This window comes from Neobacillus rhizosphaerae, from assembly GCF_937468385.1.
Taxonomy (GTDB): Bacteria; Bacillota; Bacilli; order Bacillales; family Cytobacillaceae; genus Neobacillus; species Neobacillus rhizosphaerae.
This window is the reverse complement of record NZ_CALBWS010000048.1, coordinates 18,030-30,126: the sequence shown is the minus strand read 5'-3', so window position 1 is coordinate 30,126 and position 12,097 is coordinate 18,030. Positions and strand designations below refer to the sequence as shown.

General features: G+C 35.7%; 8 protein-coding genes and 1 riboswitch. Of the genes, 1 reads left to right on the top strand and 7 read right to left on the bottom strand.

All coding sequences use genetic code 11. The features are described from left to right. Positions 1-468 precede the first annotated feature (468 nt). The 5 genes from hprK to M5A78_RS23240 form a co-directional block, all read right to left on the bottom strand. The gene (hprK, locus tag M5A78_RS23260; RefSeq protein ID WP_248737670.1) at positions 469-1,410 is read right to left on the bottom strand and encodes an HPr(Ser) kinase/phosphatase; all 942 of its coding nucleotides are present in this window, start codon (positions 1,408-1,410) and stop codon (positions 469-471) included. Positions 1,411-1,634: 224 nt separating this feature from the next. Next, on the bottom strand, positions 1,635-3,107 hold the full coding sequence (gene nhaC, locus M5A78_RS23255; protein WP_248737669.1) for a Na+/H+ antiporter NhaC: 1,473 nt from the start codon (positions 3,105-3,107) through the stop codon (positions 1,635-1,637). Positions 3,108-3,401: 294 nt separating this feature from the next. Then, a complete protein-coding gene (locus M5A78_RS23250; protein WP_248737668.1) occupies positions 3,402-4,382 on the bottom strand; it encodes a 1-aminocyclopropane-1-carboxylate deaminase/D-cysteine desulfhydrase in 981 nt (326 codons plus the stop codon). A gap of 15 nt (positions 4,383-4,397) precedes the next feature. Further along, positions 4,398-5,570 carry a trans-sulfuration enzyme family protein gene (locus M5A78_RS23245; RefSeq protein ID WP_248737667.1) on the bottom strand — a complete coding sequence of 391 codons (1,173 nt, stop codon included), beginning with the start codon at positions 5,568-5,570 and terminating at the stop codon, positions 4,398-4,400. A gap of 18 nt (positions 5,571-5,588) precedes the next feature. Beyond that, positions 5,589-5,954: a RidA family protein gene (locus M5A78_RS23240; RefSeq protein ID WP_248737666.1), complete on the bottom strand. Its 366-nt coding sequence runs from the start codon at positions 5,952-5,954 to the stop codon at positions 5,589-5,591. A gap of 344 nt (positions 5,955-6,298) precedes the next feature. Here M5A78_RS23240 and M5A78_RS23235 point away from each other — a divergent pair, with 344 nt between their 5' ends. Then, positions 6,299-7,012, top strand: a complete 714-nt coding sequence (locus M5A78_RS23235; protein WP_248737665.1) for a helix-turn-helix transcriptional regulator — start codon at positions 6,299-6,301, stop codon at positions 7,010-7,012. Between the two features lie 153 nt (positions 7,013-7,165). Then, positions 7,166-7,270: riboswitch (SAM riboswitch) on the bottom strand. Between the two features lie 118 nt (positions 7,271-7,388). On the opposite strand, the gene M5A78_RS23230 is transcribed toward M5A78_RS23235, so the two are convergent. Both M5A78_RS23230 and M5A78_RS23225 read right to left on the bottom strand, forming a co-directional pair. Then, positions 7,389-7,730: a zinc ribbon domain-containing protein YjdM gene (locus tag M5A78_RS23230; protein ID WP_248737664.1), complete on the bottom strand. Its 342-nt coding sequence runs from the start codon at positions 7,728-7,730 to the stop codon at positions 7,389-7,391. Positions 7,731-8,246: 516 nt separating this feature from the next. Further along, positions 8,247-11,417 carry an ATP-binding cassette domain-containing protein gene (locus tag M5A78_RS23225; RefSeq protein ID WP_248737663.1) on the bottom strand — a complete coding sequence of 1,057 codons (3,171 nt, stop codon included), beginning with the start codon at positions 11,415-11,417 and terminating at the stop codon, positions 8,247-8,249. Positions 11,418-12,097 lie beyond the last annotated feature (680 nt).

Genomic DNA, 12,097 nt, shown 5'->3' with positions numbered 1-12,097 from the left:
GGGGTACCGCCACATGCCCATCAAGGTAAGAAATCATAATACCCCCAAAACGAAAATTTTATGCATCTTACTCGTTTTTATCGTTTTGGGGTAACTCGTTATTGTTAGCTTGATGGCGATGGGGTCCTGGCAGAAAACCGCGAAAAATATACGCTAAGCCAATTTTGAGATGAAAAAGCCAATATAAGCCAACTAAGTAACTTGCATTAAGAATCTAGAAAATATAATGACACAAAAGTCCTTAATATTTAGGAGTTTTGTGTCATTATAACTTTGTACAAAAATCTATATTGAAGTGTAAAAGACTTTTGTGTCCATCGTTATCTTATCGGCATCCAATCAGTTATCAATAAATTCAATTTCCCGGTGCCCCATATCGAGCAAATGTATTGATTCTAACTTAAAAGGCGAACAATGACAGCCACTGTTCGCCTTTCATTTTAGGTAAGATTTCTAGCTAACTTTATTTTAATCGTTATAGTTACCAGAACCCGAAATATCCGCATCAATCCTGCTCATAAACTCTTCTGCTGCGCTGTATCCTTGCTGCCTTAAATACCAGTTGTTAGCTGCCGCTTCGATTAACCCCGCGACATCGCGTCCAGGCTGGAGCTGGACTTCAATAGATGGAACCTTCACACCCATATATTCTATATATTGAGGTTCCTGATCCAATTCATTATTCAAATCATCTTTCTGCCATTTCGTCAAATGAATATCTAGAGCAATACGTGATTCATCTTGAAAAGCCCTACGGCCGTATAAGCGAACTACATTCAATAACCCAATACTGCGAAGAGCCAAAAATTCCTTGGTTTTCTCATCATGAGTACCCAGAATCGTTTGTGGGCTCAGCCTCTTTAGGACAACGATATCATCCGCTACCAGCCGGTGTCCCCGGCGTATTAACGTGTGCGCCGTCTCACTTTTCCCTACCCCTGAATTACCGCGAAGTAAGATCCCAATGCCAGATACATTTACACAAACTCCATGCACCGTCATTTCTGGTGCTAATTCCTTCACCAAATACGTATCCAGTTTTGTTATAAATTCTGAAGTGGTCTCAGGCTGATTGGTTAGTAGCAGGGGAATCCCCTGTTCATTACAATGATGTTTTAAATAGGTAAGGCCTTCTTCTCCCGCCGTAACAATAAAACATGGCGGATGGTATTGGACAATATTTCCGATTCGAAATTTACGTTCTTCGTGGCTCAATTTATGTAAATAGGTAATTTCCTTTTTTCCTAAAATTTGAACTCGTTCTGTCGGAAAAAAATCAAAATGGCCAACAAATTCCAAGCCCGGACGATGCACCCGTGAGTGTGTAATCATTTTCTGCAGTTGACTTTCACTGGCCAATACTTTCAATGAAAACTTCCGAACTAAGTTTTCAACTGTTATTTTCTTCACCTTATACTCACCGTCCTAGTAGCCTATTTTAGTTGAATTATACTGAAGAATAATGGAAGTGTCATCCATTTGCGCGCTAAATCCCAAAAGGCTAGATACAATCATTTGAGTATCTGGACAACGTTACCAAGGATGTAAAAGGCCATCGAATCAACTTCGATGGCTGAAAAAATTGATTTATTATCTAAAAAATACTCCAAGCTTATCTTTTTACCTTCCGTTGTTTAGATCGCTTTAGTTGCCGGTTCAACATCCTCAAGATTCTCTGGCTTTAACTTTTTGATTGCCAATCCAGTGGCACCATAAATTAAATCAAATAATGGTACAAAGAAGGCCAGGAAGACATATGGGAAATAGGCATATGGCGATACTCCCAACATCTGCGAGCAATAGATGGCGTTGGAGTTCCAAGGGATAACCGGTGCACCCATTGTCCCAACATCCTCGATATTACGCGAAAGATTTTCTGGCGCCAAATTATTATTTTTAAAGACATTTCTCATAAGTGAACCCGCTACAATCGCAGTTAATAACATCGATGAGCCAATCATATTTGTGATTAATGCGATGATCATTGTCGCTAGTGTTATTTTAAATGTAGAGCCGTGGGTTCGTTTAACTAATGGCTCTACTAAAGCACTCAGAATGCCTGATTGTTCTAACATGCCCGTTACACACATAGCTAAAAGGACAACAAGGAATGAGCTCATTAAGCTGTATAGTCCACCTCTGCTCAGGATAGGGTCAACTAACTCACTGCTGCTTTTAAAAACAAATCCATTGGTCATGATATCAAACATTTTAGTTAAATTAAATCCCTGAGTAAAAACAGCAACTGCTAGGCCACTAAACACACCCATTAACAGCGAAACAATAGAAGGGATACCTTTCACAAGCATCACCAGTACAATAAGGAGAGGAAGCAATGAAATCCAGGATAAATTAAAATTCTTTGCAATTACACCTGTTATTTCATCAATCTGCTGCAAATCAGATCCTTCTTTTCCATACTTTAAACCTAAAAAGATAAATATTATAGCTGTAAGAATATACGCTGGGACAGTTGACCATAACATATGTTTAACGTGCGACATTACTTTAGAACCAGCAACGGTTGCCGCTAAAATTGTACTGTCAGACAGCGGTGACAACTTATCTCCGAAGAAGGAACCGCAAATAATGGCACCTGCTGTCATTGCTTGGGGAATGCCAAGTGCATTACCAACTGTCATTAATGCCAACCCAGCCGTACCCAAGGTTCCCCACGAGGTTCCAGTTGCAAGAGAAGTTGCTGATGTAAGGAGCAAAGCCGTGATTAAAAAGAATTGCGGTGAAATTATTTCTAACCCCCAATACATAATATAAGGAATTGTACCAGAAGCCATCCAGGTAGAAATCATGACGCCAACTACTAAAATAATTGTATTCGGTTCAAAAGACTGCTTTCCCATTTCCCAAGCCATATTTTGGACTTCATTATATTTGTATCCTAGTTTCATGACAAGCAAGGCCACGACAATCCATAACAACAAGAACATTAATTCCAGGGATGCACCAAAACCAAGTGTTCCCGTAAGCAGCAATCCGAAAAATACTAAGACAGAAATCACTGCATATTTAAATGACACCGGAAATTTATACGATTTATCATCCCATGAAACAGTTGCATTTCCTTGACTTTCAGGTTTGTTCCCCATATACAAAACCTCACAATTTATTAGTTTTTAAAACCACATTTATCATAATTTACCTTAATCTGTTTCATTGCGCGTTCTAGTAAAGATCTCGTACAAGCAATATTTACTCTTACCAAACTACCACTATCTTTTCCATATGCACTACCGGCATTGACTCTAACTCCTGTATCTGTAAAAAATTCAGCAGTAGTCAAGTATGCGCTTACATTTTAAAACAAAAACTAACCTTACTTTTACGAGTCACCTTTTTTGGTCTGCCGGACACATCTTATGACATATCCTGGACAGACCATCTTATATGGAACCATATAACATATTAATCTTTTCATCCGTCCAGCCAAACATGCCACCCGTATGAATAAACAATATATTTTGGCTTTCCTGAAGGTTTCCATTTTTAAGTTCGTGATACAAACCATACATCGACTTCCCGGTATATACCGGGTCAAGAATGATTCCTTCTTCTCGTGCAAATTTCTCCATGAATTTCAGTTCATCCAATTGGCTCTTACCGTAGCCTAAACCTATATAGCGATCAATTATGTTAATTTCCTTATCCGAAAATCTGAGATCATTGTCTCTATATTGATTCATATCTTCTAAAACATGTACTATATCACGAACTGCTTGTTCCCTCTGATTTAATACACTCATACCAATAATAGTTTTATTTTTATTAGCTTCTTTATTTCCATATAACAAACCGGCGTATGTTCCACCTGAGCCGTCCGTAACCACAATCGTATCAAACTCGATTCCCAATTGCTCCTCTTGCCTCAATATTTCGTAGTAGGCATCCACATACCCTAAAGCACCCAGGCCATCTGACCCCCCCATCGGGATCACATATGGGTTATGACCTGATTCTGTCAATTCTTCCTTTAATTCTTCGATGATGGAAGGTAGATTTTGATACTGCTGTTCACTTAACATCTTAATTTTTGCGCCTACTAATTTATCAAAAAATAGATTTCCTTCCGTCTTAAGTTTTCCGCTTTCTTTTAGAATTAATAAGGAGTTCATTTTATATTTTGCGGCAATAACAGCGGTTGCTCTGGCATGGTTTGATTGAACCCCACCATTTGTGATTAAATAATCGCAATTTTTGTTTTGAGCATCTTTTATCAAATATTCAAGCTTTCTAATCTTGTTTCCTGATGTTGCCATTCCAGTTTGATCATCCCGTTTTATGAAAACTGATTTATGCAATTCTTGCCTGAAAAAATCCACTTTTTCAATGTTGGTTGGTAAGTTGGCGATCATTAGTTTATCCATATAGACCTTCCATCCTTAAATGATTTTTTTCTGCGGACGATTCTCCGATATTACATGATCTAATGCCCTTAATAAATCATTTAGAAGGTCATGTTTATCTTCAATTCCACAGCTTAGCCGAATTAATCCATTTGTCACTCCTAATTCAAGTCTTTCCTTTTCAGGGACACAAGCATGAGACATAGTGTACGGGTAAGAAAGAATAGATTCTACTCCGCCTAAACTAACAGCGACTATGGGAAGCGTTACATTTTCAAATAAGGTTTTCGCGTTTTCATAGCTGCCTAGATCAAATGTCAATACTGCTCCACCACTGCTTGACTGAGAAAAATGAAGCTCTTTCCCTTTATGATTAGCAAGGCCTGGGTAATAGACTGCTTTCACTTTGCTATGCTTTTGAAGTTCCTTTGCAATAAAGTCTGCGTTCTCTACCTCCTTTTCCATTCGGACTTTCATTGTCTTTATTCCTCTTAAAACCAACCAACAATCATAAGGGTCTAGCATACTTCCAAACATTTTTTGCGTTTTGTAAATTGTTTCGGCTATTTCCTCATCATTTGTGACTACTAATCCTGCCGTAACGTCACTATGACCATTAATAAATTTCGTCGCACTATGAATCACAATATCAACACCAAGTTTTATTGGATTTTGATAGATTGGCGACATAAATGTATTATCAATAATAGTAAGAATATTCCGCTGTTTCGCCATCATTACAACACCTTTAATATCTGTAATGGTTAACAGAGGATTAGAGGGTGTTTCGATATAAATCCCTCTTGTATTTTTTTTAATTGCTTTTTCCCAGGAAGAAAGATTTGTTTCATCAACGAAGGTGTATTCAATTCCATACTTTGGAAACATTTCTGTCACTAGTTGATAGGCTCCCCCGTATATATCCTTAGGAAGGACTACGTGATCACCATGAGAAAAATTTAGCAGTACCGCAGAAATCGCTGCCATACCAGAAGAAAAGGCATATCCATATTTAGCAAATTCCAAACTAGCAATGGTTTCCTCAAGTGCCTTTCTGGTAGGATTGCCAAATCGAGTGTAGGTAAACTCTTGTGATTCAGCGAATTGGGATTGGTGAAATGTGGAAGCTTGATAAATAGGGACGGATGAACTGCCGGTATATTTATCTATTAATGGACCACCGTGAATTAATTTTGTATCTAACTCCATCTTTCTCTATCTCCTTTTTTATTTTTCAAGTGCTGCAATAACCTCAATCTCAACTAAAGCATTTTTTGGCAGTTTCTCAACAGCAACTGCCGTTCTTGCTGGGTAAGGAGAAACAAAAAATTCTTTATATACTTCATTCATGGCACCGAAATCATTCATATCATTTAAAAAGACAGTCGTTTTTATGATATTATCCATCGAGCCGCCATTTTCTTCGAGGATTGCTTTTACATTTAATAGAGACTGTCTGGTTTGATCTTCAATTTTATCGCTTGGAAATTCATTTGTTTCTGGGTCGATTGGAAGCTGCCCAGACGTATAAATCAAATTACCTGCTTTACGATACGCTGAATAAGGGCCAATAGCCTCAGGATATTTTTTCATTCAAAACACCTCTTAATAATTTTTTATTATTATGATAATATTATATTATCGTGATAATCTAATTGCAATATTTTTTTATAATGTTGAGAAAATTTTTAATCATAAGGATATCTTATAAGAGTTTTCAAATTTTTTGTAGAAATGCATGGCCACAATCCCAAAATCATACTATTATCCATATATGTATCCTTGGTATTATTTTGTTGAACAGCTTTATTCATCTGGAAAATTTATTCAAATGTTGTTACACTTTAAGATGAATAGATTTTATCTTTTTACCTGTTTCCATAAAGATTTTTTATGGGGAATTTTATAGTCTATTATTGTTTATGGGGAGTAATAATATGAATAAGAAAGTTAAGAAAAAGGAAGTTATTGATCACTACAAAAAATTGGTAGAATTTTTGGGTATAGTCCTTGGAGAAAACTATGAAGTGATTTTACACATTATTGAGAAAGGCAATTCTTATGTTGGAGCCATCACAAATAATCATATTAGCGGTCGAACAGTCAATGCACCATTAACAGGACTTGCTCTTAAAATGATGAAAGACAAAAAGTATCAAGATAATGACTATGTAACAAACTACAAAGGATTTACAAAATTAGGTGCAGAAGTTCGAGGTTCTACTTATTTTCTCAAAGATGAAAATAATGAATTAATTGGAATGCTTTGCATAAATTTTGATTCTAGTGAACATAAGAAAATTGCCAATGATATTCTAGATTTACTCCAGACTCAACTAAACATGATTAGCCCAAAAGTAGAAGAAATGGCTTTTTCGGAAAAAGAAACAATCGAAGAACACTATGATAATGAAATTATTGAATATTTTTCAGACTCTATTGAAGAGGTTGTAAACTCAATCGTCGACCCATCTCTTTTAAATCCGAATATTGTCCTAAAGCAGGAGCAAAAAATTGATATCATAAAACAGTTACATAAAAAAGGAATATTCCAATTAAAAGGTGCCGTGTCCCAAGTCGCTGAGTTATTGAATATATCTGAACCTAGTGTATACAGATACTTAAAAATGATTGATAAGGATAAAAAGTAAATAAGAAAATTATTATAGGTACTACATGTGCATTGACTTTATGTACGTTAAGGAGCCTCTCGTTAAAGCTTACGAGGGGCTCAAATTTTTAGTAACTAAAAAGTAAAAAATCCCCTTCTGCAGGCAGAAGAGGATGACATATCGATTCAGCTCTTCCTATCTGTCAGGAATTACACCTGATGGAATTGGCACGGTATTCATTAGAACCCGCTGCCGAGGTTTCACAGGGCCATGTCCCTCCACCTCTCTGGATAAGATTAACTTGATATATTAAATTATTCTTGAATAAAGGATACCCAATAATAAATAAACGTCAATCCCTTGACTAAAAGTTAGATTTTTCAGTAGCTTTCAGTTCTGTTGATTATTACTGAATTTATACCTTTTTAACAAATTCAGATTTTAATTTCATACCGCCAAAACCGTCAATTTTGCAATCAATATTATGATCCCCATCAACTAAACGAATATTTTTTACTTTCGTACCTACTTTTAAGACTGATGAACTTCCTTTTACTTTCAGGTCCTTGATTACTGTTACAGAATCACCATCGGTTAAAACATTTCCATTTGCATCTTTAATTATCTGTTGTTCTTCATTATTTTCATTTTCTAATTCTAAAGTCCACTCATGAGCACATTCTGGGCAAACAAAAAGTCGTCCATCCTCATAGGTGTATTCTGAATTACATTTTGGACAATTTGGCAAATTTGACATAACATTATTTCCTCCATTCGTTCCTGTAAATTACAAAATATAAGAATTTATTTACAATTTCCTTTTTACATCTTCGTAAGAATATCGATAGCAAACTGGAAATTTAATAAGGATTTCTTTATATCCTCCTATATTGTCATAGTCTTCTTATATCGACAATCCCCACTAGAAATTCCATTATAATCTTTTGACGTACTCTTTATTTTTCTTAGTTGCCTTACAAACATATAAGGAACCCAAACGAAAGTAGTGTCAGGCTCTATCCAATTTGGATTGATGCCTGACACTCAAGTATGCCTGCTATCTTATTATTTTTCAATACTGCTTAGATAATAAGTAGATTTTCTCCATTCTTTTGTCTATCTAGATTGACACTTTTAATATTCTTTTAAACCAACAAGCTCCTCTTCAGAATAGCATAAATACTCATTTGCAATTTATTATTGCAAATGAGTTTTCTTCACTGACTGACAGCTAGCTCTTTACTTAAATATCACTTGTTTTAATAAATCTAATTTAATTGTTTTGCTCAAGGAATTGGTAAATCGCCATCATTTCTTGTTTATTCAACTCACGAATACGCTTGAAAATTAGAAGATCTGCAACAGGCTGAAGATTTAAGCTTTCAGTAACAACATCACTTACTTTGCCAGTTAGCCATGTTTGCACGTCTATGCCCTCGACGATTTCCTTACGCCCTTCCTCATTGATGCCACTTGCATAACAACTAACACATGGTACCGATAATTTAAACACGCCATCATGGAGATTATCTTCTGAAATGACTTTCTTCCCTTTACAGAATGGACATGGATGACTTGCTTTAATCTTATTAATTTGGGTAACTAATTTTTTGTAACCAAATGCTTCATAAACATATGTTAGTTTTTTGTATTTTCCATTTGTAAAATACTTATCTATGATCGTTTCTCTTGTTTCATTGATATTAGGAAAATCACAGATGGTCACTTGATTATTGTTGCTAATGGATTCGATACTGTCTTTGATTGTGTCCCAGAATGGTAAGACATTTTGTAATACCATTTCATAGCCCGTAAAGCTTGCTAGTTCCAATTCAAACATTTTCAGCGCGACTTGTGTTTCCCTAGGCATTAGTGAGACATCTTCCGTCAAAGCCATATCGCTGCCAACAATAGCTTTCAATTTTTCCAGTTCCGGTAACTTCCCAACTGTTTTCACCACTTGATCAAGTGGCTGTTGAATAATCTCTCGAATATCCGTGTCACCAAATGTTAGTTTTTTATGGTGGTTTAGCACGGTTCCTTGACAAATCGGACAGCCAATCATCTCTTTTGATGCTTTTATATGCTCTTTAATAATCGATTTCGAAATGACTATATACATCCCAATGATCTTATTAAAGCCATCCCATGTCCTCCGTGTCTTGCCTGCTTTATCATAGAATGACTTTTCCCAATACCCGTATAAAAAGGTATGCTTTTCTGCTTCTGTCATCTCATTATAGCTTTTACTAATATCTTGACCAAGTTCATTCTTAATCTCATCAAAAATGAATTGCAATTTCGGATATTGATAATATTTTAATACTTCCATTACGTCTGGATGTAATAAGCCATCCCAGAATGGTGCGGCTTTGTCTTGAATGACAACATCAATATCAAATTTTTCAATTACTCGACGACCAGAACAATAGGGACAATGATTGTCTTGAGAATAGAAATCGAAGCTTCTTGTATCTTTATTGGTTGGATGCGCCGCAATAATATGGTTGATCAATCCACCCATTTCATAGAGAAAACTATATTGACTATACAAGTGACGTTCCAGATCAATGGCGATGACGGGTGCGATGGTGTCAGATTCGTATTCACCATAAATCAAACGGGCCATTGATGATAAGCTTTTTAAGATGCCGCCCTTATAGACGTTTTCTGCATTTTTAAAATAGGCAATCTGATTTTCTTTTAAATAGTTAATTCCATTTTGTTGATTGATAGTTGAAGAAATTTGCAATGGAGCAACCTTATCTGTACTGTTTTGTTGACGATAATAATCATCATGACTGACAACATCAAGGTGCTCGACAGGAGCAAGCTGTCTTTTACCAAAATCAACGATAAAATCAGAGTTTTCTAGCATATAGGCATTATGTTCAATCATCATGATTGAGACAGATTCATCCTTTAGTATTCCCCTGACACTATCAATGAATTGGTTTAAAATATTTTGTGATAAACCTTTTGAAGGCTCGTCAAAAATAAACAGCGTATGGGGGTTTCTTGAGTTTGAAAACAGCTCAGAAACTAAATGAACACATTGAAATTCACCTGTCGACAAGGTTTGTGTTTTTCTTTCCAACGTTAAATAACCGAGTCCCAGTTTGATCAGTAAACTCAAGCGTTTATGAGCGATGTCTTCATTTGGAAGGTCCTCAATAATGTCTTCAATTGAGCGCTGAAAAATATCATCAATTTCGTCACTGTATTTGGTGAGTTTCTTTTTGATATCAAGAAACGTCGCAACGGTTGACCGGCTGGTAATCGATTGGTTTCGGTCCTGCCCTACCATGACCAGTTTATCTTTTGGATATCTCTTCAGAAAATCCTTGGAGATACACTCATTTACAAGGGTCGATTTGCCACATCCAGACTCACCCGTAAAGGTTACAAGTCTATTTTTGGGAATCTGAATTTCAGCCATTTGAATATTACGACAGTAAAGATCATGAAATTGATAGTATTCTGTTGGCATTGCCTGATTTCGTTCCCCAAAAACAGGTTTTGGACGAGGTGATTCTTCGACAATTTTTCCGCCGTATTTACCACTGCCAGGCCCAAAAAACAATTGCTCATCAGCTGTATCTAGCACCGTGTCAGAATGATCAATAAGCCAAATTTGATTCTTATAGCCTAATTGTTTAACTTGTTCTAATATTTTCAATAGGGTTTGATGGTCCATACCAACGGAGATTTCATCAATAATAATCACGGTATTTTCACTGGCTGCCATGAATTCTGCCAAGTAAAGCCGTGTTAATTCTCCTCCAGACAATGTCCCCATGATCCGATTCAATGTTAAGTAACCAATATTCATATTGATAATATTTTTAAGAATAAGTTGTTTCGTTTCACTAATATATAATTCCTCTGCAAGGGAATAAATCGATTCAACGCTTAAATTGTTGATATCGGAAATACTATGTGGTTGATTCCATAATTCTATTCTTTTTTGCTCAACTTCCGGATTATAACGTCTGCCCTCACACTTTTTACATTCGACATTTTTGGTAGTACCGCGCCCTTTACATACAGGGCACCAGCCTAATTCATTATTAAATGAAAAAACTTCTGGCGAAAGATGAAAGTTTTCTGCAAGTTGCACACGTAACTCTGTAAAAACGCCGGTATGGGTGCCAATCGTTGAACGCGGATTGGAAGAAATCGACGATCTCCCTAGAAAAAGAACTAAAGGCATGTCTTCCATCTTGATGGCACTAAAATTAGTTTCCATTATATTGGGAAACAAATACTGATATTCAGCCTTAGGCAATAAGGAAACGAGACGCTTCTTGGATTCTTCACCAATGGTTTGACAAAATGTGGTTTTACCAGATCCGGATAAACCAGCAATTCCTAACGATTGATCTTCCGGCAAGACGGCATCTAAACGGTTAATATTGTTGGCAATTAATTGATTTATTTTCATCGGATACCCTCTCCATTCTCTATATCTAGTATTGCCATGTTAGCACAACTTCAAATGAATTTGTTGTGTTTTTTTCGAATCGACAAACTCATACTAAATGTAGAGGAAGATTTCTAAATTTCTTGTTATATATTCACTTATACCGTTTTGAAGAAACAATTTCATGGCTCAATCCAGTAATTAGTGGTCCTTTTTTCAACGCAACCCCACAAAGTATTTACTTAACTCTCAGTTATATTATAAAAGCTTCAAATGCCTTTTTTCCCTATTTACACTATATTTTTTTTGAAAGATTACACTTTAAATATCTAGTGAATTTTACCACTTAAATTCTACTTAACTTATTATCCTTTATTTAATCGTTTTCTTCTGTTCATTATTCTACCTCAGTAAAAAAATTACTTTCAATTTCTAAGAGTGACTTCGTTATATATACTCTTTTTATAAAGGCTTTCTCATTTAATAAGAAAACAGCCCAACCAAATTGGCTAGACTGTTTCACTTGACACTATAATAAATCTCATTTACTTATGATACGGTTCCCCGTAATGTCTCTAAGTGAGGTGATTATACTTTTTGTTTCAATTTATTTATAGGTATAATTTGTCTTTTAATATCTTTGTCTAAGAAAACTAGATCTAATGTATCATTTATAGTTAGATATATAAGAAAAATTCCTT

Coding starts and splice junctions, on each gene's coding strand:
- M5A78_RS23225 (WP_248737663.1), bottom strand. CDS start 11,417: ATGAAAATAAATCAATTAATTGCCAACAATATTAACCGTTTAGATGCC.
- M5A78_RS23235 (WP_248737665.1), top strand. CDS start 6,299: ATGAATAAGAAAGTTAAGAAAAAGGAAGTTATTGATCACTACAAAAAA.
- M5A78_RS23230 (WP_248737664.1), bottom strand. CDS start 7,730: ATGTCAAATTTGCCAAATTGTCCAAAATGTAATTCAGAATACACCTAT.
- M5A78_RS23250 (WP_248737668.1), bottom strand. CDS start 4,382: ATGGATAAACTAATGATCGCCAACTTACCAACCAACATTGAAAAAGTG.
- M5A78_RS23240 (WP_248737666.1), bottom strand. CDS start 5,954: ATGAAAAAATATCCTGAGGCTATTGGCCCTTATTCAGCGTATCGTAAA.
- nhaC (WP_248737669.1), bottom strand. CDS start 3,107: ATGGGGAACAAACCTGAAAGTCAAGGAAATGCAACTGTTTCATGGGAT.
- M5A78_RS23245 (WP_248737667.1), bottom strand. CDS start 5,570: ATGGAGTTAGATACAAAATTAATTCACGGTGGTCCATTAATAGATAAA.